The sequence below is a fragment of the Janthinobacterium svalbardense genome, assembly GCF_002327145.1.
Lineage (GTDB): Bacteria > Pseudomonadota > Gammaproteobacteria > Burkholderiales > Burkholderiaceae_D > Janthinobacterium > Janthinobacterium tructae.
Genome location: NZ_CP023422.1, coordinates 6,196,363 through 6,219,580 on the forward strand (window position 1 = coordinate 6,196,363; position 23,218 = coordinate 6,219,580).

The following is a 23,218-nucleotide window of genomic DNA, read 5'->3' on the forward strand; positions in this document are numbered from 1 at the left end:
GGAGCGCTTAGACCATTTTCCAGTTGATCTGCTCGCCCGCGTTGAGCGGAATCACGTGGCTGTCGCCCAGCGGCAGCGAGGCTGGCAAGGTCCAGCTTTCGCGCTTCAAGGTGATGCTGTCCGTGTTGCGCGGCACGCCGTAGAAGGCCGGGCCGTGGAAGCTGGCGAACGCTTCCAGTTTATCCAGCGCGCCGGCCCGTTCGAACGCTTCGGCATACATTTCCATCGCGTGCAGGGCCGTGTAGCAACCGGCGCAGCCACAAGCCATTTCCTTGGCGCCTTGCGCGTGCGGCGCCGAGTCGGTGCCGAGGAAGAAACGCTCGTCGCCGCTGGCGGCGGCCGTCATCAGCGCCAGGCGGTGCTCTTCGCGCTTGAGGATGGGCAGGCAGTAGTAATGTGGGCGGATGCCGCCCTTGAAAATCTCGTTGCGGTTGTACAGCAGATGATGCGCCGTGATGGTGGCGGCGATCGGGCCTTCCGCTTCGGCCACATACTGCGCCGCATCCTTGGTGGTGATGTGCTCGAACACCACGGACAGGGCCGGGAAGGCGCTGCGCAGCGGACGCATCACGCGCTCGATGAAGACGGCTTCGCGGTCGAAGATGTCGATTTCCGGGTCCGTCACTTCGCCGTGCACGAGGAAGGGCATGCCCACTTCCTGCATCACTTCGAGCACCTTGTAGCAATTCTTCAAATCCGTCACGCCCAGGTCGGAATTCGTCGTGGCACCGGCCGGATACAGCTTCACAGCCTGCACGATGCCGCTGTCCTGCGCGCGGCGGATTTCGTCGGGCGAAGTATTGTTCGTCAGGTACAGCACCATCAGCGGATCAAAGTTCACGCCTTGCGGCACAGCGGCCAGGATGCGCTCGCGGTAGGCGCTGGCATCGGCCGTGGTGGTGACGGGCGGCTTCAGGTTCGGCATGACGATGGCGCGGCCAAACTGGCGCGCGCTGTGCGGCAGCACGCTGGCCATGACGGCGCCATCGCGCAGGTGCAGATGCCAGTCGTCAGGACGGGTGATGGTGATGGAAGATGGGACGGCGGCTGGGGTGTGATCGAGTGTGGACATGGCGGCTGCTCTCAGGCGGTCATTGCGAATAACGCCATTTTACCAGCCGCAGGGCAGCAGCACAGGCCAGGGGACGCGAGTGAGGAAGCTCAGGCGACAGCCAGTTTCAGGTGGCCGATAGCGTTGGCGGCCGGCTTGACGCTGATCTCGATGTCGTAACCGAGGCGGTTCAGGCAATCCATCAGTTTGCGTTCGGACAGACCGGAAAAATCGCCACGCAACATGCCCGAGACCTTGGGTTGCGCGATCCCCATGCACCGCGCCGCTTCTTCCTGCGTCAATTCCAGCTTGCGCATGGCATTGCGGATTTCCCCCACCAGGCCGGACTTGATTTGCAGCTTGTCGGCGCCGGGCAGGCCCAGGTCGGCAAAGACGTTACCGCTGGACAGTTCAAACTCGGTCTCATCGACGATATGTTTTTTCATGGCGTAACTCCTCGATCCATTGTTGTGCACTCTGCAGGCGGGCGCGCACCAGATCCATTTCCTGCTTCGGCGTCGCGATACCGCTCTTGCTCTTCTTTTGGAAACAGTGCAGCACGAACACCGCCTCCTCGAACTTCACCGTGTAGACGGCGCGATAGGTGCCACCCACACCATCGTCGATGATTTCCAGCACGCCAGCACAGCCAAAACCGTGCAATACCTTGGCGCTGTCATGGCGGTCACCGCGCTGCGCCAGGTCCAGCGCATGGCCGAAGAATGAACGGATGTCCACAGGCAAGGCCATCAACTCTTTCTTGGTGGAAGCAACCCACACCAGCGGCTTGTGAGGCTTTGGAGTGATCTTCATGAATTATACCTTTACTAGTATAAATTGGAAGGATTTGACTGGTAAAGAATCAGCGTACGGCGGATTGACTGGAGATCGTTTGCGGCAAACCAAGCGCGAGCGGCTGACAGACGGCAAAACGGCCGGTATCAACCGGCCGTTTTTACTAAAAGAGAACGCAGAAGATCAGGACTCGGCCGGCGCCGTCTCCTGCTGCGCCACCCAGGCGCGAATATCGGCCAGCATCTGGTCCAGCGCGGCGCGGTCGTACACGTGGCCACGGCTGACCACCAGGCGGATCTGGCGCGTGGCTTTGATGTCCTGCAGCGGGTTCGCGTCGAGCACCAGCAAATCGGCCGCCTTGCCGGCCGCCACGCTGCCGTAGCGCTCCAGCTTGCCCAGGAAGCGGGGACCGTTGATGACAGCCGACTGCAAGGCTTGCTGCGGCGTCAGGCCGTACTGCACGTACAGGCCGATTTCATCGTGCAGGGCCTGGCCCGGATAATCGAAGGAATTCAAAAAGCCCGCATCGGTGCCGGCGATGATGCTCACGCCCTGCTGCTGCAAAATCGGCAGCAGCTTTGCCGATTGCTCGAACTGCGCATGGCGCTGGACGATCGCGTCCGGGCCATCCTTGGCGGCGCGCTGCACGCGCCAGTCGTAGGTGGCGCGCAAGCCCTTGCCGATGTATTGCAGGGCGGGATCGTGCGTGTGGTCTTCGCGGTCCAGGTACGCCGTCACGCGCGAACCCCACAGGGTCGGCACGATGGCCGTGCCGCGTGCAGCCAGATAGCTGAAGGCCTTGCGCGCCGTCGGCTCGTCGTAGCTTTGCACGCTGGCGTGCATGGCTTCCTTGCCCGTCATCGCGCCGGCGGCCACCTTGGCCGTCAGCTCCTGTTCACGCGGCGTGGTGGCGCGCAGCAGGTACGATTGATGTTCGATCGTGCCCAGGCCCGCATCGGCCATCTGCTCCAGGGTCAGCTGCACAGGGATATGGCCCGAAGTGCGCATGCCCCGCTCGCGCGCCTGGCGCAGCGCTTCCAGGTACAGCTCCGGCTTCAGGGTATTTTCCGTGATTTTCACGAAGTCGACCTGCTGCGCCTGCAGGCCATCCAACGCGCGCGTGACCTCCTGCGGCGTGCCCACTTCGATGGTGCCCTTCCACAGCGGCTTGATGCCTTCGAGCTTGGCGCCGGAAGTAAAAATCGTCGGGCCTTGCAGCTGGCCCGCGTTGATCTGCTGGCGCCATGCCAGCACCGTGTCGGGCAAGTCGCCCGAGCAGTCGCGCACCGTGGTAATCCCATGCGCCAGGTACAAGGGCAGCAGCTGCTTGTTCTCGTCGATCAGCTCGGGGCCGCCGCCGAAATGCACGTGCGTATCCCACAGGCCCGGCATCAGGTATTTTCCGGGCAGGCGGATGGTCCGCTTCGGCGCGTAGCCGCGCAGCTGCGCGTCATCGACGACGGCGACGATGCTGTCGCCCTTGAGCAGCACGTTCTTGCCCTTGACGGTGCTACCGGCGGCAACGTCGATCAGGGTGGCGTCGCGCAGGGCGATGTCGACGGCGATCCTGTCGGCCGCGTGGGCATGCGCGAGCAGGCCCAGCGCCAGCATGGCACCGGCTATGTGTTTCATGTCAGGCATCCGTACTCTACTTCAAAAAATGAAAAATTAATGGATGATCTTGGCCAGGAAATCGCGCGCACGGTCAGAGCGCGTGGTGTTGAAGAAGTCATCCTTGCTGCAATCCTCGATGATCTTGCCCTGGTCCATGAAGACGATGCGGTTGGCCACGCGCCTGGCAAAGCCCATTTCATGGGTGACGACCATCATCGTCATGCCTTCCTGCGCCAGGCCCACCATCACGTCGAGCACCTCGTTGATCATCTCCGGGTCGAGGGCCGAAGTGGGCTCGTCGAACAGCATGGCGATCGGGTCCATCGACAGCGCACGCGCGATCGCCACGCGCTGCTGCTGGCCGCCCGACAGCTGGCCGGGGAATTTATCCTGCTGCGACAGCAGGCCCACGCGGTCCAGGTATTTCAAGCCCTTGGCATTGGCTTCGTCGGCGCTGCGACCGAGCACCTTGATCTGGCCGATGGTCAGGTTTTCGCGGATCGACAGATGCGGGAACAGCTCGAAATTCTGGAACACCATGCCGATGCGCGCGCGCAATTTCGACAAATTCGTCTTCGGGTCGTTGACGGTGATACCGTCGACGATGATCTGCCCCTGCTGTATCGGTTCGAGGCCGTTGACGGTCTTGATCAGGGTCGACTTGCCGGAGCCGGACGGGCCGCAAATGACCATCACGTCGCCCTTGGCGACCTCGGTGGTGCAGTCGGTCAGTACCTGGAACTGGCCATACCATTTGCTGACGTTATTGAGTTCGATCATCTTGTTCTTTCTTTTACGGTTAGCGAATGATGGCGACGCGTTTCTGCAGGCGTTTTACCAGGAACGACAAGGCATAGCACAGCACGAAATACACGACGGCGACAAACACATACATTTCCACCAGGCGGCCATCGCGCTGCGCGATTTTCGAGGCGGCGCCGACGAAATCGGGGATCGACAACACGTACACGAGCGACACGTCCTGGAACAGCACGATGGTCTGTGTCAGCAGCACGGGGATCATGTTGCGAAAGGCCTGCGGCAGCACGATGCTGCCCATGGTCTGCAGGTAATTCATGCCCAGCGCCTGCCCGGCCCATACCTGGCCACGGGGAATCGACTGTATGCCACTGCGCATGATCTCGCAATAGTAGGCCGCCTCGAACATGATGAAGGTGATCAGCGCGGAAGAAAACGCGCCCACTTTCACAGGCTCCTCGGCGCCGATGACCCAGGCGGCGATGTACGGCACCAGGAAATAGAACCAGAAGATCACCAGCACCAGCGGGATCGAGCGTATCAGGTTGACGTAGCTCGATGCCACGCCCGAGATGAGGCGGTTGCTGGACAGGCGCATCAGCGCCAGCAGTGTGCCCAGCACGATGCCGCCCACCATGGCCAGCGCCGTCAGTTTCAGGGTGAAGACCATGCCGGTCTGGAACAGGTAAACCCACGAGCGGGAGATGACATCGAAATCGAAGTTACCTAACATGTCAATGTCCTCCCGTCTTGGCGCCGGCGACGATGAAGCCCGGGATGGCGACCTTTTTCTCGATCAGGTGCATCAGTACCACCACCAGCAGATTGACGACAACGTAAATGATGGTGGCAGCCGAAAACGCCTCGAACACCTGGAAGGAAAACTCCTGGATGGCGCGCGCACTGGCCGTCAGTTCGATCAGGCCGATGGTCAATGCCACGGAACTGTTCTTGATGATGTTCAAGAATTCGCTGGTCAGCGGCGGCATGATGACGCGCGCGGCCATCGGCAGCAAGATGAAACGATAGGTTTGCGGCAGGGTCAGACCCAGCGCCGTGCCGGCCAGTTTCTGACCGCGCGGCAGCGCCTCGATACCCGTCGTGACCTGCACGGCCACGCGCGAGGAGGTAAAGAATCCCAGGCATAAAACGGCCGTGATGAATGGCGCGTTCGGCAGCGACTTGACCCACGCGCCCAGGTCCGGAGGCAGCAATTCCGGCATGACGAAGTACCACAGGAACATCTGCACCAGCAGCGGCACATTGCGGAACAGTTCAACGTAGGCATTGGCCACGCCCACCAGCCATTTGTTCGGCAGGGTACGGACGGTGCCGATCACCAGGCCCAGGATCAAGGCCATGATCCAGGCCGCACCGGCCGTCGCCAGGGTCCACACCAGGCCGGACCACAGGGTATCCATATACGTGCCCACGCCATCAGGGGACATCTCCCAGAAGATGCGCCAATTCCAGTTGTAATTCATGATCATCCTTCCCATGCAGCTCGAGGAAAGCGGCCAGCCGCCTACCCCGCAAATAAAACCGGGAGGCTTGCGCCCCCCGATTTGTTACGCACTCTTGTTACTTTTTCCGTTTATCCGAAGTCTTCTGCGCTTCGGGCACGGCCGCATACGCGGCCGGGTCACCGGAATCGGTCGGATTCGCAAACACGGCCTTCAATTGCGCCGGCATGGGGAATTTCAGGTTGATATTTTTCGGCGGGATAGGCGAGGTAAACCATTTCGCATAAATGCGGTTGATGTCGTCGCTCTTGTACAAGCGGATCAGCGCGTCGTCGACCACTTTCTTGAAGGCTGGATCGTTCTTGCGCAGCATGATGCCGTATGGCTCGACCGACAGCGCTTCCTTGGTGATTTCGTAGTCGTTCGGGTTTTTCGAGTTGGCCACTTGCGACGCCAGCAAGATGTCGTCGTTGGCTTCGGCCACCGCACGGCCCGTTTCCAGCATCAGGAACGATTCAGGATGATCCTTGCCGACGGCAATGGTCATGCCCAGGTTCTTTTCCTTGTTCAAAATCGTCATCTGCTTGATGGTCGACGTGCCGGCCGTGGCGACCAGGGTCTTGCCGCGCAAGTCTTCCAGCGTCTTGATGTTCGAGGTTTTTTTCGACAGCACGCGGTTGCCGATGACAAACATGGTGGGCGCGAATGCCACCTGCTGCTGGCGCTCCAGGTTGTTCGTGGTCGAGCCGCATTCGAGGTCAATGGTGCCGTTGGCCATCAGCGGAATGCGGTTGGCCGAGGTGACGGGGCTCATCACTACTTTCAGTTCGGTCAGGCCCAGGTGCTTTTGCAGGGCCGTGACGACTTTCATGCACAGGTCGATCGAATAACCCTGGTATTGCTGCTTGTCATCGAGATAGGAGAAGGGAACGGAGCCGTCGCGCACGCCGAGGGTGACGGAACCGGCTTTCTTGATCTTGGCCAAGGTGCCGGTCAATTCCTGAGCCTGGACTGGCGACATGCTGCTGATGACGCCGACGCTGAGCAGCGTGGCGATGATTTTGGTCAATTTCATAAATTCTCCTGGACGGACAAACCGGATACAAAGCCGGACGAAACAACTGTGGTGCAAACGCCACCAATGGAATTAATTTTATTTCATTTTCAGCGCCGAACCAGCCGTTTTCTGCGATTGCCGTCAAATAGGCGCTATACGCGCGCCGGAATCAGCGCGGCTGTAGCATTTTTCCTACTGATTTCGCCTCGCCGATTTATTTTGCCGGCGCCAGGCCCGCCAGCGCGTCGTCCTCTTCCGCCTCATCGTCCCGATTCGCCTGCTGGCGTTGCCACATCTGCGCATACAAGCCGTCAAGCGCCAGCAACTGCGGATGCGTGCCCCGCTCGACGATGCGGCCATGGTCGAGCACCAGGATTTGCTGGGCGTCGGCCACCGTCGACAGCCGGTGCGCAATCACCAGAGTGGTGCGGTTTTTGGCGATTTCCTTCAGTTGCGACTGGATCGCCTGCTCGGCCTTGGAGTCGAGCGCCGACGTCGCTTCGTCGAAGATCAGGATGGCCGGGTCCTTCAGCAAGGTGCGGGCAATGGCCACGCGCTGCTTTTCGCCGCCCGACAGCTTCAAGCCCCGCTCGCCCACCATGGAATTGTAGCCATCCGGCAAGCTTTCAATAAAATCATGGATCGACGCCGCTTTCGCCGCCGCCACGATGGCGTCCTTGCTGGCGCCCGGCTTGCCATAGGCGATGTTGTATTCGATGGTGTCGTTGAACAGCACCGTGTCCTGCGGCACGATGCCGATGGCGGCGCGCAAGGAATCCTGCGTGATACTGCGCAAATCCTGGCCATCGATGGTGATGCTGCCGCCATCGACTTCATAAAAACGGAACAGCAAACGCGACAGGGTTGACTTGCCCGAGCCGCTGTGACCCACCACGGCCGTCGTGGTGCCGGCCGGAATCTGGAAATCCACGTCGAACAAGATTTGCCGCTTGGCTTCATAGCTGAAATTCACATGCGCAAAGCGCACGGCCGCGCCCCGCGTGACGAGCGGCTTCGCGTCCTGCGTATCGGCGATTTCGCGGTTTTCGTTCAGCAGGGAAAACAGGCGTTCCATGTCGGCCAGGCTTTGCTTGATTTCGCGGTAAATAACCCCTAAAAAATTGAGAGGGATGTACAACTGGATCATGAAGGCGTTCACCAGCACCAGGTCGCCCAAGGTCATGCTGCCGTTGATCACGCCCACGGTGGCACGCCACAGGATCAAGGTGACGGCCGTGGCGATGATCAAGGACTGGCCCGTATTGAGCAGGGATAATGAAGTCTGCGATTTGACGGCCGCCGATTCATAGCGCTGCAAGCCTTCGTCGTAGCGCTTCGCCTCGTAATCCTCGTTGCCGAAATATTTCACGGTTTCATAGTTGATCAGCGAATCGATGGCCTTGGTATTCGCCTTGGAGTCGAGGTCGTTCATGGTGCGGCGGAAATGCGTGCGCCAGTTCGTCACCAAGACGGTAAACGCAATGTAGGACACCAGCGCCACCGCCGTGATCACGCTGAACCATATGTCGTAATGCAAGACCAGATAGCCGAGCACGAGGGTGATTTCCACCAGGGTCGGCAAGATGTTGAACAAAGTATAGGAAATGAGCGAGCCGACGCTGCGCGTGCCCCGTTCGATATCGCGCGTCATGCCGCCCGTCTGGCGATTCAAATGAAAACGCAGGGACAAGGCATGCAGGTGGCGGAACACTTGCAGCGCGATGGTGCGCACGGCCCGCTGCGTGACCCTGGCAAACAGGAATTCGCGCAATTCCGTAAACAAGGTGGTCGACAGGCGCAGCAAGCCATACGCCACCAGCAAGCCGACCGGTAACACCAGCAGCGCTTGCGGATGGGCCGCCGTGATCGTCATGGCGTCGACGAGTTTTTTCAGGATCAGGGGCACGCCCACGTTGGCCAGCTTGGCGCCCACCAGGCATAGCAGCGCCAGCAATACTCTCCATTTGTAGACCCATAGATACGGCAGCAAGGTCTTGATGGTGGCGAAATCGCTGTGGCTGGCGGAGGCTGGCGAGCGGGGCGGAGGAGGAGTCTGGGAACGGCGCATGGCGAAGGTCGGCTTTTTATGGTTCAATCGGGGCAATTGTAGCCTTTCATGAGAATAAAAGATGAGCACCTCCCCCGACCGTCCTGATAACTGCCTCGCCTCCGGCCTGCCCGCCGGAAAAATGCCGGAATTGCGCATGATGCCCGCGCCGTCCGACGCCAATGTGTACGGCGACGTGTTCGGCGGCTGGATCATGGCGCAAGTCGATATCGCCGGTTCCCTGCCGGCCACGCGGCGCGCCAATGGCCGTGTCGCCACCATCGCCGTCAATTCCTTCGTCTTCAAAAACCCCGTCTTCGTCGGCGATCTTCTCTCCTTCTACGCCGAAATCGTCAAGGTTGGCAATACCTCGATCACCGTCAATGTCGAGGTGTATGCCGAGCGCAACCGCCTGCAGGCGTGCATCGTGAAAGTCACGGAAGCGACCCTGATCTATGTGGCGACGGACTCCGACCGCAAGCCGCGCAAGGTGCCACCGATCGAGACCTTATTGTCGTCTTGATTGTCGCAATAATTCCACACTATGGATAGCCAGCGCCGCATCTTCTTGCTGAGCGCTGCGCGCATCACGGCGCTGGCCGCCGCCGGCAGCGTGCTGTCCGGCTCCAGCGCGAGCGCCGCCACGCGCAGCAATGGCAACGGCTATCCGTTTGCGCTCGGTGTCGCCTCCGGCTCGCCCTTGCCGGACGCCGTCGTGCTGTGGACGCGCATCTGCTACGACCCGCTGCAGGCAAGCGCCACGCCCGCCATCGCCCTGAACGTACGCTGGGAAGTGGCCGCCGATGAGGTTTTTCGGCGCGTCGTCGCCAAGGGGCAAGCCACGGCCACGCCCGCCCTCGCGCACAGCGTGCACGTCGACGTGGGCGGCCTGGCGCCCGGGCGCTGGTACTGGTACCGCTTTATGCTGGGCGACGCCGTCAGCCCCGTGGGCCGCACGCGCACGGCGCCCGCCGCCGACAGCCTGCCCTCCTCGCTGAAGCTGGCCGTGGCTTCGTGCCAGCACTGGGAATTCGGCGCGTATGCGGCGCACCGGCACATCGCAGCAGCCGCGCCCGATCTGGTGGCCTTCCTCGGCGATTACATTTATGAGTGGGGACCGTACCAGCTGCAGCACCCGAGCCGCGCCATGCGCACGCACGAAAGCTTTAGCCTGGACGAGTACCGCGCCCGCTACGCGCAATACAAGAGCGACCAGGATTTGCAGGGCGCCCACCTGGCTGCGCCGTGGATCGTCACCTGGGATGACCATGAAGTGGCCAACGATTACGGCAACGACCGCGACGAATTGCTCACACCCACCTTTTTGCAGCGCCGCGCGGCAGCCTATCAGGCGTTTTATGAACACATGCCGCTGCGTCTGTTGCCGCTGGGGCGACGCGGCTTTGTCGACATGCGCATCTACCAGCGCTATGACTGGGGTCGGCTGGCGCGCTTCCACGTACTGGACGACCGGCAATACCGCGCCTATCACGCGTGCGCCTGGCCGGGCCGCGGCGGCTCCAATTCCGTCACCACGCGCAACTGCCCCGACTTGCGCAAACCCGGCCGCAGCATGCTGGGTGAGGAGCAGCAGCGCTGGCTGCAAACCGGTCTCGATACATCCCCGGCGCACTGGAATATCCTGGCCCAGCAAACGCTGATGGCGCAATCGAGCCAGGTGCCCATCCTGCGCCCCGGCGACGAGCGCGTCTGGACCGATGGCTGGGACGGTTACCCGCTGGCGCGCCAGCACCTGCTCGACGCCCTGCACAGCAGCAAGGCCCGCAACCCGCTGGTGCTGTCGGGCGACGTACACACCTTTTATGCCACGGAACTGAGCCGCAACGCCATGCGCCCCACCGGCAAGAGCAATCCCGTGCTGGCAACCGAGTTTTGCGGTACCTCCATCACGTCCAGCTCCCGCCCGCAGGCGCGCACCGAGCAATATGTGGCGATGAACCCGCACATCCGCTACGGACGCAGCGACAAGCGCGGCTATATGTTAATGGAGATCACGCCAGAGAAAACCACGACCCTGTTCCAGGGCCTGGAGAATGTGCGCGACAGCGCATCGGGCATCGCGACACTGGCCCGCTTTACCGTCCAGGACGGCAAGGCGGGCTTGCAGCCCACTTAGCAGGTACTTTTCAAGGCATCGCGGTAGCGCCGGCTGACGGGTACTTCCCCGCCCGTGGATAGCACGGCGCGCGCATCGCCCGATTCCAGCGGCGTGATCGTCTGCACAAAATCGAGGTTGACGATATAGCTGCGGTGCACGCGCACAAAGCGCTTGCCGTCGAGGCGGCGCTCGATGGCGGCCATGGTCGAGCGCAGCGGATAATCGTGTCCGCGCACATGCAGGTTCACATAATTTCCCCAGGCCTGTATCCACTCGATATCGGCAGCCAGCAACAGAAAATCCTTGCCCAGCTTGCGCACCAGGAAGCGTTCCGGCTGCTGCACCGGCTCCACGGCTGGGCCTTCATCGGGTTCGCCCAGCAGTGTCGCCTCGCCTTGCCAGCGCATCAGCAACAACTGGTAAAAGCCCACGGCCAGCAGGACGAGGAAGTAAGCACGCACATCTTTCAGGTATTCATACGGCAACTCGCGCCACCAGTCGCCAAAATCATAGTGGCTGCCCTGGCTCCAATAAGCAATTTTGCGCAAGGCCACCATGGCCGCCACATGCACCAGGCTGTAGACGACTGACGCAGCCAGGTGCCAGCGCAGGTTCTGGCGCTGGAACACCAGGTGCAGCGGCCGGTACTGTCCCGCCAGCACGACCACGGGCACCAGCGCCAGCAACACCAGATTGCTGCTCCACTCCCACACGGCCACTTCCCAGAATGGCGTATTGACGCCGGCGCGCCGCAGGTCGAGCCACACGAGCCAGCTGTTAACGCTGGCCTGCAGCAGAGTCAGCACGATCCAGAATCCTGGCTCGGCCACGCGGCGCCAGCGTTGATAACGTTGCAACATGTCGGTGGAAGAGACGCGCATGGCTTCAGCAGGTAAATTAGTTGCACGATTGTAACGTCCCACACCCGTCCCAGGCGATCCATTCGTCACAAGCAGCCGTCCGCTGGTCACTTCGCGCTGGCTGCCAGCCCCGCCGCTGCCTATGCTGGGCCTTCCTTCACCACTCGCCTCCGATCATGAACCACGATTCCCGCCGTCACGATATTGATGCCCTGCGCTTTCTCGTCTTCAGCCTGCTGATCTTCTTTCACACGGCCCTGATGTACGTGGAAGGGACGGACTTTCATATGCGCAGCAGCTATGCCACCGATGCCCTGAACATGCCGCTGGTCTTCATCAACCGCTGGCGCATGGAAATCGTCTTTCTCATCTCCGGCGTGTCGTGCGCCATGATGACGCAGACCTCGCGCGGCGCCTTCCTCTGGCGCAGGACCAAGCGGCTGCTGTTGCCGCTGCTGTTCGGCATGGCCGTCATCATCCCCCTCCAGCCGTATTGCGAAGGCGTCAGCAACGGCCTGGTCGAACCCGGCTATGGACAGTTCTTGCTGCATTACTTTGGCGGCCATGCCTGGCCTGCCGGCGCCTTTGCAGGCTGGCAATATGGTTTTACGTGGAATCACTTGTGGTATCTGGTGTACTTGCTGCTGTACATCACCGTGCTGGTAGCGCTGCAGCCGCTGCTGGCGGCGCTGCGCCCCCTGTTCCAGCACTTGCGCGGCTGGCGCTTGCTGGTCTTGCCTGCGCTGCCCACCCTTGCCGCCACGGTGTTCCTGAAAATGCGCTATCCGGAAACCCATGCGGTGGTGCACGACTGGTATGCGCACAGCATCTATTTCACCATGTTCGTGTATGGCTGGTGGCTGGGTAATGACAAGGGATTGTGGGCAGAACTGACGCGCCTGCGCTGGCAGACGCTATGGCTGGGTCTGGGGGCGTTTGCCGTGTACATGGTATTTGACCAGATTTATTCGGAAAACCTGCTGACCTGGGCCTCGGCCGGCTCCTGGCCCATGCGCAACCTGTACATGTGGCTGGCCATCTGCGCCATCCTGGGCTGGTCGCATACGCTATTGAACCGCCCGTTTGCCTGGCTGCCTTGGGCCCGCCAGGCCGTCTTTCCCTGGTACATACTGCACCAGAGCGCGATCGTGCTGCTGGCCTACTGGCTGGTGCCCCTGAAGCTGGGCCCCGTGCTCGAACCGCTGCTGATATTGGCTGGCACGGTGGCGACCTGCTGGCTGGGAACCTCGCTGCTGATCAGCAAGGTGAACTGGCTGCGCCCCTGCTTCGGCTTGCCCGCCCGCCCAGGGAGGAACCTGGCGGCGGACACGGCCCTGGCGGCGAATTAGGCAACCTTCTTTTCGTCGCGCAATTGACGGCGCAAGATCTTGCCGACGTTGGTTTTCGGCAATTCATCGCGGAACTCGATGTATTTCGGTTTCTTGTAGGCCGTCAATTCATGCTTGCAATGCTCGCGGATCTGTTCCACCGTCAGGTTCGGATCCTTGCGCACGACAAACACTTTCACGGCTTCGCCCGCGTTGGCGTCCGGCACGCCGATGCACGCGCATTCCAGCACGCCCGGGCACGATGAAACCACGTCTTCCACTTCATTCGGATACACGTTGAAGCCGGAGACGATGATCATGTCTTTCTTGCGGTCCACGATCTTCACGTAGCCGCGCTCGTCCATGACGCCCACGTCGCCCGTCTTGAAGTAGCCGTCGGCCGTCATCGACTTGGCCGTTTCGTCCGGACGCTGCCAGTAGCCGGCCATCACTTGCGGGCCGCGCACGGCGATTTCGCCCGGTTCACCCAGCGGTACTTCCACGCCATCATCGTTCAAGATCGCCACTTCCGTCGACGGGAAAGGCAAGCCGATGGTACCCGTGAATTCCGTGATGTCGACGCGGTTGCCCGTCACCACGGGCGATGTTTCCGACATGCCATAGCCTTCGATCAGCGGGCAGCCCGTCAGTTTCAGCCAGCGTTCGGCCACGTTGCGCTGCAGGGCCATGCCGCCGCCATTGCACACCTTGTAGCTGGAGAAATCGAGCTTGGCAAACTCGGCATTGTTCAGCAGCGCGTTGTACAGGGTATTGACGGCCGGAAAGACGACGATCTTGTGCTTGGCCAATTCCTTGACGAAACCGGGGATGTCGCGCGGATTGGGAATCAGCACGCTCATGCCGCCCAGGCGCATGCCCATCAGGGCGCTGACCGTCAGCGAATAGATGTGATACAGGGGCAAGGCGCACATGAAGCCCATCGAGGTGGCGCGCATTTCAGGCGTCATCACGGGCGACATCCACGCCTCGTTCTGCAGCACGTTGGCGATCACGTTACGGTGCAACAGCATCGCGCCTTTTGAGACGCCCGTCGTGCCTCCCGTGTATTGCAGGAAGACGATATCGTCATGCCCCTGCTGCACCGGCTGCAAGGTCAGGCGCGTACCTTCGGCCAGCATCTTGTTGAAACTGATGGCGCCCGGCAAGGAAAACGCGGGTACCATTTTCTTGATCTTGCGCACGACGAAATTAACAATCGTGCCCTTCAAGCCACCCAGCAAATCGCCCATGGTGGCGACGATCACATGTTTGACCTGGGTATGCGGCAACACCTGCTCCACCGTGGTGGCGAAGTTTTCCAGCACGATGATCGCTTCGCTGCCCGAATCGATCAGCTGGTGCTGCAATTCACGCGGCGTGTACAGCGGGTTGACGTTCACCACCGTGTAGCCGGCGCGCAAAATCGCCGCCATGGCCACCGGATATTGCAGCACGTTCGGCAGCATGATCGCCACGCGCGCACCCCGTTGCAGGCCCTTGCTTTGCAGCCAGGCCCCCATCTGCTGCGACAACTGGTCGAGCTCGCGGTAGGTAAGGAATTTATCCATGCACACGAAAGCGTTGCGGTCCGCATATTTCTGGAATGACTCTTCCAGCAAATGTGTCACGGAACGGTATTGCGTGCAATCTATCTCTGCGGGAACGCTGTCCGGGTATGACTTCAACCAAATCTTGTCCATCTCGCCTCATCTTTATCTGTAAAAGGGATGCGCCTCCTGGCGCATCCACATTGTTTATGCTGCTATCTTTTTCTCGTCACGCAGGGCGCGACGCAAAATCTTGCCGACGTTGGTTTTCGGCAGTTCATCGCGGAACTCGATGTATTTCGGCCGCTTGTAGCCCGTGAATTGTTCCTTGCAATACGCGGCCAGCACGGCCTGGGTCAGGTCCGGGTCCTTGCGCACGACAAACACTTTCACGGCTTCACCCGAATGCTCATCGGGCACGCCCACGCAGGCGCACTCGAGCACGCCCGGATGGGCTGCGATAACGGCTTCGACTTCGTTCGGATACACGTTGAAGCCGGAGACGAGGATCATGTCTTTCTTGCGATCCACGATTTTCACGTAGCCGCGCTCATCCATGATGCCCACGTCGCCCGATTTGAAATAGCCGTCGGCCGTCATGACCTTCGCAGTTTCATCGGGACGGTTCCAGTAGCCCGTCATCACTTGCGGGCCACGGATGGCGATCTCGCCCGTCTGCCCCAGCGGCACTTCCTTGCCGTCATCGTCGAGAATCGCGATTTCGGTCGACGGAATCGGCAAGCCGATGGTGCCGGAAAACACCGTGCTGTCGGCGCGGTTGCACGTGGCGACGGGCGACGTTTCCGACAGGCCATAACCCTCGATGATGGACACGCCCGTCGCTTGCAGCCATTTGTCATTAACGGCTTGCTGCACCGCCATGCCGCCGCCATTGGCAATCTTCAAGCCCGAGAAATCGAGCCTGGCGAAGTCGGGGTGATTCACCAGCGCGTTATACAGCGTATTGACCGCCGGCAACAAGTTGAACTTGTACTTGCCCAGCTCCTTGATCAGGCCCGGGATATCGCGCGGATTCGGGATCAGGATATTCAGGGCGCCCACGCGCGTGCCCCACATTGCGCACGCCGTCAGGGCAAAGATATGGTACAGCGGCAAGGCGCAGACGATGATCAGCTGCTCGCGGCTGTTCGGATCGAGCGCCGCGCCCGACCAGGCTTCGCTCTGCAGCACATTCGCGATCACATTGCGGTGGCTCAAGGTCGCACCTTTTGACACGCCCGTCGTGCCACCCGTGTATTGCAGGAAGGCGGCGTCGTTGATGCTCAGCTCGACGGGCGTGAGTTTCATGCGGCTGCCCAGCGCCAGCGCCTGCTTGAAACGCATGGCGTTCGGCAAGGAATACGCAGGCACCATCTTCTTGACGTTGCGCACGACAAAATTGACGAGCATGCCCTTCAAACCGCCCAGCATCTCGCCCATGCTGGCGACGACGATGTGCTTGATGGCCGTCTTGCTCAACACTTGTTCCAGCGTATGGGCGAAGTTTTCCAGCACGATGATGGCTTCGCTGCCCGAATCGTTGAGCTGATGCTCTAGTTCGCGCGGCGTGTACAGCGGGTTGACGTTGACCACCGTGTAACCGGCGCGCAGCACGGCGGCGATGGCCACCGGATACTGCAGCACGTTTGGCATCATCAGGGCGACACGCGCACCCTTCTTAAGGCCACGGCTTTGCAGCCAGGCACCGAGCTGGCGCGAATAGGTGTCGAGTTCGGCATAGGTGAGAAATTTGTCCATGCAGACATAGGCATTGCGGTCTGCATATTTTTGAAACGCTTCTTCCAGCAAATGCACCAGCGAACGATATTGATCAGGATCGATGTCGGCGGGAACGCCGGGAGGATACGACTTCAGCCAAATTTTTTCCATCCTGTGCCTCTTGTCTCGAATAATCGTGGGGGAGCCGGCGCAGCCTGCCGGCGCGGATCATTGCTGCGGATTCTGTCGTCCTGCAGTCAGTTTGAGCATTTTGACGAGCAATTGCTCTATGCTACTAATGCGATGCTATCGGGCGCCGCGCTTCCATGCAAGCGCTTTCAACAGTATTCGAGCAGCAACTCTAAGGGCATTTTGTGCTGCACTGCAGCATGATAAATACACTGTTACCGAATCGCTTGCCTCGCCGTATGGGACAATCTTTACGGGTCAGGGGCTGGACAATTGTTCCAGCGCATGCCTGCGCTCAGGCTTCTTGATCTGGGCCATTGTGTGCACTGCAGCATAAAAAGCACGAAAGTTCTTTTTTTCTTCCAGCAATTTTTTGAAGGCAGGCAAAAATTCATTGTAGGTCGACACCGAAGCGAGGTGCGCATTGCTCAATGGCTGCTCGAACCAGCGGTCGTAACCGGCAAAACCACCCCAGTCTTGCTTCAATACCTGATACGCGTCTTGCAATGCCGCAAACACCTGCGCCTTGCGCGCGCGCTTGTCCGCCTCGCTGGCGCCGCTCGCATACACGGCCTCCAGCTTGCCCCGGTATGTCAGCAGCAAGGCCAGGAAATCCTGGCGCCGCGCCGCATACTGGGCGTATGACGCGCGCATGGCGTCATTGCCCTCGCGCGCCAGCCAGCGCTGCACGCCCGCCTCTTCCACCGCACTGGCAAACGACTCGTTGAAGGCCGAATCGCCGGGCACGTACACCACCTGGTGCGCCAGCTCATGGAAGATCAGGCGCGCCAGTTCCGCATCGTTGTAATTGATAAAGGTCGACAGCAGGGGATCATCGAACCAGCCCAGGGTGGAATACGCGGGCACGCCGCTCACCTGCACGTCGTAATGCTGGGCGCGCAACTCCTCGACATACGCGAGTGCCTCTTCCTTGCTGTAATAGCCACGATAGCTGACGCAGCCGGCGATGGGAAAACACCATTGCAGCGGCTGCAGCGACAATTCCGGCGTGGCCACCACGTTCCACAGCACAAATGGACGCCGCAGGGTAGCGTAGTTCTTGTAACTGCCATTGTCGGGCAAGTCCAGCTCGCTGACCGCAAAGCGGCGGATCTGCTGCGCCTTGGCCAGACGCACTTTCAGGCGCGGCTCGGTGGCCGGGTCGTCCAGCCAGGCATCGATGGGGCGCGCGCCGGACCACAAGGCATATTGTCCTTGCGCCGCTTGCGTGTAGTAACGCAGCTGCGTGCAGCCGCTCAGCAGCAGGCACACCGTGCCGACAAACAAGCAGGCCGGCCAGCGCAGCATGTCAGGCAACCTTTTCCACTTCGACCAGCGTATCGTAGAAGGTCGGCGCGCGGCCCATGTCCGTCAGGCGCTGGCTGGTCACTTCATTGGCGTTTTTGCCATCGCTGGCGAGTTTCTTCCACCACACGGACAAGCCCACCACCAGGCCCCGTCTCGCCTTGTCCGTGACCCTGGCCTTGGCAACAAAGCTGCCACGGTCATTGAAGATGCGCACCATGTCACCGGCGGCGATACCGCGTGCGGCAGCATCATCGGGATGAATATCGAGGTGCGGCTCGCCTTCGGCTGCGCGCAGGCTTTTCACGTTGACGAACGTGGAATTGAGGAAATTGCGCGCCGGCGGGGAAATCATGGCCAGCGGGAAACGCGCCGCCAGCGCGGGATTGCTGGCCAACGATTCGTGCGGCGCGATATACGTCGGCAAGGGATCGAGTCCCGCCTGCGCCATGGCGCTGGAATAAAACTCGCATTTGCCCGATGGCGTGGGGAAACCACCCTCGGCAAATGGCGCCTCGGGCATGGCCAGCTTTTGCCAGCCCGTGCGTTTCAGCGATTCCCAGTCGAAATGCACGGCGCGCGCATCCGTCGCATCGAAGGCCTTGGCCGCCAGCGCATCGTCGCTTTCCTGGAAGCACGGATCATCAAAGCCCATGTATCGGGCCAGCAGGCGGAAGATTTCCGTATTCGCCTTCGCTTCGCCCAGCGGCGCCACGGCCGCATTGTTCGCCATCATGTACAGGTGGCCGTAGGTGGAGTGCGCATCGACGTGTTCGAGCTGCGTGGTGGCGGGCAGCACGATGTCGGCGTAATCGACGGTGTCCGTCTGGAAATGTTCGAGCACGACCGTAAATAAGTCTTCACGGGCAAAGCCCTGCGCCACTTTCGAGGAATCGGGCGCCACCGCCAGGGGATTCGAGTTGTAGACGATCACGGCTTCCACTTGCGGGCCAAACTCGGGCGAGCTGGTTTTCAGCAGATCGTCGCCGATGGTGCTCATGTTGATGGTGCGCGGCGTGCCCTTGAGCAAATCCGGGCGCTGCAAGGCCTTGCGGTTGACGGGAAAGGAACCCGAGCTCGACAGCTGCATGCCGCCGGCAGGATGGCGCCAGGCGCCCGTCAGAGCCGGCAGGCAGGCGATATTGCGCACCGCCATGCCGCCGCCATGCACGCGCTGCACGCCGTAGTTGGTACGGATGGCGGCACCCTCGCCAGAGCGGCACGCCTGACCGTACAGGCGCGCCAGTTCCACCACTTCCGTAGCCGTGATGCCGCACACCTCGGCCACGCGCTCGGGCGGCCATGCCAGCGCGCGCTGTTTCAGTTCCGCATAGCCCACGGTGTAGCGGTCGATATAGTCCTGGTCAACCAGGTTTTCCGTGATCAAGACATGCATCAAGCCCAGCGCCAGGGCCGCATCGGTACCGGGCAGCAAGGCGATATGCTGGTGGCATTTTTCGGCCGTCAGCGAGCGATACGGGTCGATGGCGATCAAGGTCGCGCCGTTGCGCTTGGCCTCTTGCGCACGCATCCAGAAGTGCAGGTTAGAGGCGATCGGATTGCCGCCCCAGATGATGATCAATTTTGCGTTCTGGAATTGTTCCAGGTCCGTGCCGATGCTGGCGCCCACCGTGTAGCGGTAGCCGGTGGCGCCGGCCGAGGCGCAGATGGTGCGGTCCAGCAGGGAGGCACCGAGCTGGTTGAAAAAGCGCGACGACATCGACTCGCCTTGCACCAGGCCCATGGTACCGCAGTAGCTGTACGGCAAGATTGCCTGCGGATCGCGCGCGGCGATCGGTTTCAAGCGGGCCGCGATGGTCTGCAATGCTTCTTCCCAACTGATGCGTTCGAACTTGCCCTCCCCCTTCTTGCCCACGCGGCGCAGCGGATGCAGCAGCCGGTCCGCATGGTAGGTGCGTTCCGTGAAGCGCGACACCTTGGTGCACAGCACGCCAGCCGTGGTCGGGTGATCAGGATCGCCCTTGACGGCTGTTGCCACGCCATCGGTCACGGTGACCAGCAAGGCGCAAGTATCGGGGCAGTCGAGCGGGCAGGCGGCGCGCACTTGGGTGGTGGTCATGGTGCATTCCAAAAACGTTGGGGGAAGGCGATACTGTAAACCATTCCGCGCGCTTGCTGTTGGCGCCATGGCAAGCTGGTCCGTGCGCTGGATTTACACGGCAAACAAGGGCTACAATGCATGATTAGCCGAGCCTGTTTTTGATCAAACAGCGCGGTCCGGCGCGCCATACATTGCTGCGTGCCAGCATCCACAGGAGAGTTCCATGAAACTAGTTGATCCCATCTTGGCGTTTCAATCCGAGCTGCAAGGTATCCGCCGCGACCTGCATGCGCACCCCGAGCTGTGCTACGAAGAACAGCGCACCTCGGACGTGGTTGCCGCCAAACTGACGGAATGGGGCATTCCCGTGGTACGCGGCCTGGGCCGCACTGGCGTGGTCGGCATCATCCAGCATGGCACCTCGACACGCGCCATCGGCCTGCGCGCCGACATGGATGCCTTGCCGATGCAGGAAATGAATACTTTCGAGCATGCTTCACGCCACCCGGGGAAAATGCACGCCTGCGGCCACGACGGCCACACGGCCATGCTGCTCGGTGCCGCCCATTACCTGGCGCAACACCGCCATTTCGACGGCACCGTGTACCTGATCTTCCAGCCGGCCGAAGAGGGCGGCGCCGGCGCGCGCGAAATGATAGCAGACGGCTTGTTCAGCAAGTTTCCCATGGATGCCATCTACGGCATGCATAACTGGCCAGGCGCCGAAACAGGCACCCTGAGCGTGGTAGAAGGGCCGATGATGGCGTCGAGCAATGAATTCCACGTCACCGTCAAAGGCAAGGGCGCGCACGCGGCCCAGCCCCACAAGGGCATCGATCCCGTGATGGTGGCCGTGCAAATCGCGCAAAGCTGGCAAACCGTCATCACGCGCAACAAGAGCCCGCTCGATACGGCCGTGCTGTCCATCACGCAAATCCATGCGGGCAGCGCCACCAATGTCATTCCCGACGATGCCAGCCTGGTCGGCACCGTGCGCACCTTCACCACGCCCGTGCTGGACCTGATCGAAGAGCGCATGCGCCAGATCGCCGTGCACACGGCCGCCGCCTTTGGCGCCGAAGTCGAGTTCCACTTCAAGCGCAACTATCCGCCGCTGGTCAACCATGCGAAAGAAACGGCGTTTGCCGTCGAGGTGATGAAAAGCGTGGTGGGGGCCGACAAGGTCAACGCGAATGTTGAACCGACCATGGGCGCGGAAGATTTCGCCTTCTTCCTGCAAGAAAAAGCCGGCTGCTACATCTTCATCGGCAATGGCGATGGCGAGCACCGCGATGGCGGTCACGGCCTGGGGCCATGCGTTCTGCACAATGGCAGCTACGACTTCAATGACCAATTACTGCCGATTGGCGCCAGTTTCTGGGTCAAACTGGCCGAAGCGAGCCTGCCCATCGCTTAACTGAGCTTGTCCGGGCCGTCACCGAGGCGCTGGCCCGGATTCAACGCTTCCAGGGCCAGCAAGGCCGCCGCATGGTCGGCTGTCGGGTGGCTCGTGGCGAGGGTTTCATAGCGCTGCGTCACCAGTTGCGTCACCGGCAAGGTGACGTGCGCCGCTTCGGCCGCCGCGAGGATGTTGTGCATATCCTTGATCTGGCTCTTCACCTGCCCACCGGCAACAAAATTGCGCTCCAACATGCGCTGGCCATGTACCTCCAAAATCTTGCTCTCAGCAAAACCGCCGCGGATGGCTGCCCGTACGGCGCTCACATCGGCGCCGGCCGCCTGGGCCAGCAACAGCGCTTCGGCAACGATGGTCAAGGTGGCACCGACGATCAGCTGATTGCACAGCTTGGCCACCTGTCCGCTGCCGGGCGGGCCCACCAGAGCCGGTCGGCCCATGGCCGCCAGAATCGCCTCAACCCGCGCGTAATCGCTGGTGCTGGCGCCGGCCATGATGGCCAAGGTGCCCGCCTGCGCCCCGCCGACGCCGCCCGACACGGGCGCATCGATGAAGGCATGGCCTGCCGCCTGCAAGGTGGCATGAAATTGCTGGGCTTCCGATTGCTTGGTGGAACTCATATCGATCCACAACGCACCATCGGACAAGGCCGGTAACGCCTCTTGCAGCACCTGCGCCACGATGGGACCGGCTTCCAGCATCGAGATGACCACGTCCGCACCGCTGACCGCCTCAGCTATGGAAATGGCTGGCTGCGCCCCTGCCGCACGCAGGACTTCGGCCTTGCTGTGCGTGCGATTCCAAATTGTGACAAAATATCCAGCGCGTAGCAGGCACCGAACCATCGGATCCCCCATCAGACCGATACCGAGAAATGCGATTTTTGTAGAGAATGTCAATTGAACCCCTGATATCAACAAGTGGCGAGAGCGGCATGCAAAGCAAGGTGCCTGTACAACAATAGCCTATCGGCCAATTTTACGATGAAAGCCTCTATGTTCTTCAAGAAGAATCTCCTCAAATCCATCGCCGCCGTTACCGCGCTGATGGCGGCCAACGCCGGCTTTGCCGCCGACGACAAACTGATCGACTCCGTCTACGGCGAATATGCCAAGGGCGTGAAGGTACAAATGGTACGCGCCGGCGTGACCTCGAACTGGGATAAGGCCTGGTTTGTATCGAATGGTACGCAGCTGAGCGGTTACTGGGATGCCAGCATCGGCGGTTGGGATGGCAAGAGCTATCGCAACGTCCCTGGCCAGCATCAAAAACTGTGGGATCTGGGCTTTACTCCCGTGTTCCGCTTTGAAAACACAAACAAGCTGGGTTTCTATGCGGAAGGCGGTATTGGCGTACACATGCTGTCCAAGCTGTACGACAACGACGATAACCGTCTGTCGACCCACTTCCAGTTCGGCGACCATATCGGCGTCGGCTATATCTTCAATAACAAATGGGAAGTCGCTGCGAAGATCCAGCATTTCTCGAATGGCGGCTACAAAAAGCCTAACAGTGGCGTCAATTATATGAATGTCAAAGTCGCTTATCACTTTTAATGGGTTTGATAAATGACAAAGGCAGCGCGTAGCGCTGCCTTTTTTTACGCCTGTACGCTGTAAAACCTGCGCTTTTATAGTGACAAACGCGCCAGACGAAAAAAAACCCGACCATTGCTGATCGGGTTTTTCTCTACTGCGAATAACAAGCCTGACGATAACCTACTTTCACACTGGTTGCAGCACTATCATCGGCGCAAAGTTGTTTCACGGTCCTGTTCGGGATGGGAAGGGGTGGGACCAACTTGCTATGGTCATCAGGCATAACTTGTACTGGCATTTGTCCTCAATGGAGCGACAAAGCCTGAATCTGGAAGAAGCAAAGATTGG

Annotated in this window: 20 protein-coding genes and 1 rRNA gene; 5 read left to right on the top strand and 16 right to left on the bottom strand. The window is 60.7% G+C overall.

From position 1 onward, the window contains the following. Positions 1-7 precede the first annotated feature (7 nt). The 9 genes from pyrC to CNX70_RS27625 form a co-directional block, all read right to left on the bottom strand. Complete coding sequence (gene pyrC, locus CNX70_RS27585; protein WP_096238158.1) at positions 8-1,072, bottom strand: dihydroorotase; 1,065 nt, start codon at positions 1,070-1,072, stop codon at positions 8-10. 89 nt (positions 1,073-1,161) lie between these two features. After that, entirely contained in the window at positions 1,162-1,497 is a 336-nt protein-coding gene (locus CNX70_RS27590; RefSeq protein WP_096238159.1) for a helix-turn-helix domain-containing protein, read from the bottom strand. After that, on the bottom strand, positions 1,475-1,864 hold the full coding sequence (locus CNX70_RS27595; RefSeq protein ID WP_096238160.1) for a type II toxin-antitoxin system RelE/ParE family toxin: 390 nt from the start codon (positions 1,862-1,864) through the stop codon (positions 1,475-1,477). The genes CNX70_RS27590 and CNX70_RS27595 overlap by 23 nt, the downstream gene beginning before the upstream one ends. Before the next feature lie 165 nt (positions 1,865-2,029). After that, positions 2,030-3,478 (bottom strand): amidohydrolase family protein, encoded by a 1,449-nt coding sequence (locus CNX70_RS27600; RefSeq protein WP_244198977.1) that lies wholly within the window; start codon positions 3,476-3,478, stop codon positions 2,030-2,032. 36 nt (positions 3,479-3,514) lie between these two features. Next, entirely contained in the window at positions 3,515-4,240 is a 726-nt protein-coding gene (locus CNX70_RS27605; RefSeq protein WP_096238162.1) for an amino acid ABC transporter ATP-binding protein, read from the bottom strand. Between the two features lie 19 nt (positions 4,241-4,259). Then, complete coding sequence (locus CNX70_RS27610) at positions 4,260-4,952, bottom strand: amino acid ABC transporter permease (protein ID WP_096238163.1); 693 nt, start codon at positions 4,950-4,952, stop codon at positions 4,260-4,262. 1 nt (position 4,953) lies between these two features. Then, a complete protein-coding gene (locus tag CNX70_RS27615) occupies positions 4,954-5,703 on the bottom strand; it encodes an amino acid ABC transporter permease (RefSeq protein ID WP_096238712.1) in 750 nt (249 codons plus the stop codon). Between the two features lie 97 nt (positions 5,704-5,800). Further along, entirely contained in the window at positions 5,801-6,757 is a 957-nt protein-coding gene (locus CNX70_RS27620; protein WP_096238164.1) for an amino acid ABC transporter substrate-binding protein, read from the bottom strand. Between the two features lie 196 nt (positions 6,758-6,953). Next, complete coding sequence (locus tag CNX70_RS27625) at positions 6,954-8,807, bottom strand: ABCB family ABC transporter ATP-binding protein/permease (RefSeq protein ID WP_096238713.1); 1,854 nt, start codon at positions 8,805-8,807, stop codon at positions 6,954-6,956. Between the two features lie 136 nt (positions 8,808-8,943). On the opposite strand from CNX70_RS27625, the gene CNX70_RS27630 reads away from it, so the two are divergent. Together CNX70_RS27630 and CNX70_RS27635 are read left to right on the top strand one after the other, a co-directional pair. Beyond that, a complete protein-coding gene (locus CNX70_RS27630; protein ID WP_010401930.1) occupies positions 8,944-9,309 on the top strand; it encodes an acyl-CoA thioesterase in 366 nt (121 codons plus the stop codon). 21 nt (positions 9,310-9,330) lie between these two features. Continuing rightward, positions 9,331-10,923: an alkaline phosphatase D family protein gene (locus CNX70_RS27635; RefSeq protein ID WP_096238165.1), complete on the top strand. Its 1,593-nt coding sequence runs from the start codon at positions 9,331-9,333 to the stop codon at positions 10,921-10,923. Here CNX70_RS27635 and CNX70_RS27640 read toward each other — a convergent pair. Further along, positions 10,920-11,786, bottom strand: a complete 867-nt coding sequence (locus tag CNX70_RS27640; RefSeq protein WP_096238166.1) for a LytR/AlgR family response regulator transcription factor — start codon at positions 11,784-11,786, stop codon at positions 10,920-10,922. The genes CNX70_RS27635 and CNX70_RS27640 overlap by 4 nt on opposite strands. A 155-nt stretch (positions 11,787-11,941) precedes the next feature. On the opposite strand from CNX70_RS27640, the gene CNX70_RS27645 reads away from it, so the two are divergent. Continuing rightward, complete coding sequence (locus tag CNX70_RS27645; protein WP_096238167.1) at positions 11,942-13,114, top strand: acyltransferase family protein; 1,173 nt, start codon at positions 11,942-11,944, stop codon at positions 13,112-13,114. On the opposite strand, the gene CNX70_RS27650 is transcribed toward CNX70_RS27645, so the two are convergent. From CNX70_RS27650 to CNX70_RS27665, 4 genes are all read right to left on the bottom strand, one after another. After that, entirely contained in the window at positions 13,111-14,793 is a 1,683-nt protein-coding gene (locus tag CNX70_RS27650; RefSeq protein ID WP_096238168.1) for a long-chain-fatty-acid--CoA ligase, read from the bottom strand. The genes CNX70_RS27645 and CNX70_RS27650 overlap by 4 nt on opposite strands. 54 nt (positions 14,794-14,847) lie before the next feature. Next, the gene (locus CNX70_RS27655) at positions 14,848-16,530 is read right to left on the bottom strand and encodes a long-chain fatty acid--CoA ligase (protein WP_096238169.1); all 1,683 of its coding nucleotides are present in this window, start codon (positions 16,528-16,530) and stop codon (positions 14,848-14,850) included. A 276-nt stretch (positions 16,531-16,806) separates the two neighbouring features. Beyond that, positions 16,807-17,856: an aminopeptidase gene (locus CNX70_RS27660; RefSeq protein WP_096238170.1), complete on the bottom strand. Its 1,050-nt coding sequence runs from the start codon at positions 17,854-17,856 to the stop codon at positions 16,807-16,809. A gap of 1 nt (position 17,857) precedes the next feature. Next, entirely contained in the window at positions 17,858-19,933 is a 2,076-nt protein-coding gene (locus CNX70_RS27665) for a molybdopterin-containing oxidoreductase family protein (protein WP_096238171.1), read from the bottom strand. Positions 19,934-20,138: 205 nt separating this feature from the next. On the opposite strand from CNX70_RS27665, the gene CNX70_RS27670 reads away from it, so the two are divergent. Next, a complete protein-coding gene (locus tag CNX70_RS27670) occupies positions 20,139-21,332 on the top strand; it encodes a M20 aminoacylase family protein (protein ID WP_096238172.1) in 1,194 nt (397 codons plus the stop codon). Here the strand turns inward: CNX70_RS27670 and CNX70_RS27675 are convergent. Next, positions 21,329-22,231 carry an NAD(P)-dependent oxidoreductase gene (locus CNX70_RS27675; RefSeq protein WP_425269215.1) on the bottom strand — a complete coding sequence of 301 codons (903 nt, stop codon included), beginning with the start codon at positions 22,229-22,231 and terminating at the stop codon, positions 21,329-21,331. The two genes, CNX70_RS27670 and CNX70_RS27675, sit on opposite strands and share 4 nt — an antisense overlap. Before the next feature lie 84 nt (positions 22,232-22,315). Between CNX70_RS27675 and CNX70_RS27680 the strand changes: the two genes are divergently transcribed. Next, positions 22,316-22,888, top strand: coding sequence for an acyloxyacyl hydrolase (locus tag CNX70_RS27680; protein ID WP_226939462.1), 573 nt, complete (start codon positions 22,316-22,318; stop codon positions 22,886-22,888). A gap of 149 nt (positions 22,889-23,037) precedes the next feature. On the opposite strand, the gene rrf is transcribed toward CNX70_RS27680, so the two are convergent. After that, positions 23,038-23,150, bottom strand: a 5S ribosomal RNA gene (gene rrf, locus CNX70_RS27685). Between the last annotated feature and the right edge of the window lie 68 nt (positions 23,151-23,218).

Bases quoted from the DNA above. Each gene is read 5' to 3' on its own strand.
- CNX70_RS27610 (WP_096238163.1), bottom strand. From the start codon at position 4,952: ATGTTAGGTAACTTCGATTTCGATGTCATCTCCCGCTCGTGGGTTTAC.
- CNX70_RS27660 (WP_096238170.1), bottom strand. From the start codon at position 17,856: ATGCTGCGCTGGCCGGCCTGCTTGTTTGTCGGCACGGTGTGCCTGCTG.
- CNX70_RS27590 (WP_096238159.1), bottom strand. From the start codon at position 1,497: ATGAAAAAACATATCGTCGATGAGACCGAGTTTGAACTGTCCAGCGGT.
- CNX70_RS27615 (WP_096238712.1), bottom strand. From the start codon at position 5,703: ATGAATTACAACTGGAATTGGCGCATCTTCTGGGAGATGTCCCCTGAT.
- CNX70_RS27680 (WP_226939462.1), top strand. From the start codon at position 22,316: ATGAAAGCCTCTATGTTCTTCAAGAAGAATCTCCTCAAATCCATCGCC.
- CNX70_RS27640 (WP_096238166.1), bottom strand. From the start codon at position 11,786: ATGCGCGTCTCTTCCACCGACATGTTGCAACGTTATCAACGCTGGCGC.
- CNX70_RS27635 (WP_096238165.1), top strand. From the start codon at position 9,331: ATGGATAGCCAGCGCCGCATCTTCTTGCTGAGCGCTGCGCGCATCACG.
- CNX70_RS27650 (WP_096238168.1), bottom strand. From the start codon at position 14,793: ATGGACAAGATTTGGTTGAAGTCATACCCGGACAGCGTTCCCGCAGAG.
- CNX70_RS27655 (WP_096238169.1), bottom strand. From the start codon at position 16,530: ATGGAAAAAATTTGGCTGAAGTCGTATCCTCCCGGCGTTCCCGCCGAC.
- CNX70_RS27595 (WP_096238160.1), bottom strand. From the start codon at position 1,864: ATGAAGATCACTCCAAAGCCTCACAAGCCGCTGGTGTGGGTTGCTTCC.
- CNX70_RS27600 (WP_244198977.1), bottom strand. From the start codon at position 3,478: ATGAAACACATAGCCGGTGCCATGCTGGCGCTGGGCCTGCTCGCGCAT.
- CNX70_RS27630 (WP_010401930.1), top strand. From the start codon at position 8,944: ATGATGCCCGCGCCGTCCGACGCCAATGTGTACGGCGACGTGTTCGGC.
- CNX70_RS27645 (WP_096238167.1), top strand. From the start codon at position 11,942: ATGAACCACGATTCCCGCCGTCACGATATTGATGCCCTGCGCTTTCTC.
- CNX70_RS27620 (WP_096238164.1), bottom strand. From the start codon at position 6,757: ATGAAATTGACCAAAATCATCGCCACGCTGCTCAGCGTCGGCGTCATC.
- pyrC (WP_096238158.1), bottom strand. From the start codon at position 1,072: ATGTCCACACTCGATCACACCCCAGCCGCCGTCCCATCTTCCATCACC.
- CNX70_RS27605 (WP_096238162.1), bottom strand. From the start codon at position 4,240: ATGATCGAACTCAATAACGTCAGCAAATGGTATGGCCAGTTCCAGGTA.
- CNX70_RS27665 (WP_096238171.1), bottom strand. From the start codon at position 19,933: ATGACCACCACCCAAGTGCGCGCCGCCTGCCCGCTCGACTGCCCCGAT.
- CNX70_RS27625 (WP_096238713.1), bottom strand. From the start codon at position 8,807: ATGCGCCGTTCCCAGACTCCTCCTCCGCCCCGCTCGCCAGCCTCCGCC.
- CNX70_RS27670 (WP_096238172.1), top strand. From the start codon at position 20,139: ATGAAACTAGTTGATCCCATCTTGGCGTTTCAATCCGAGCTGCAAGGT.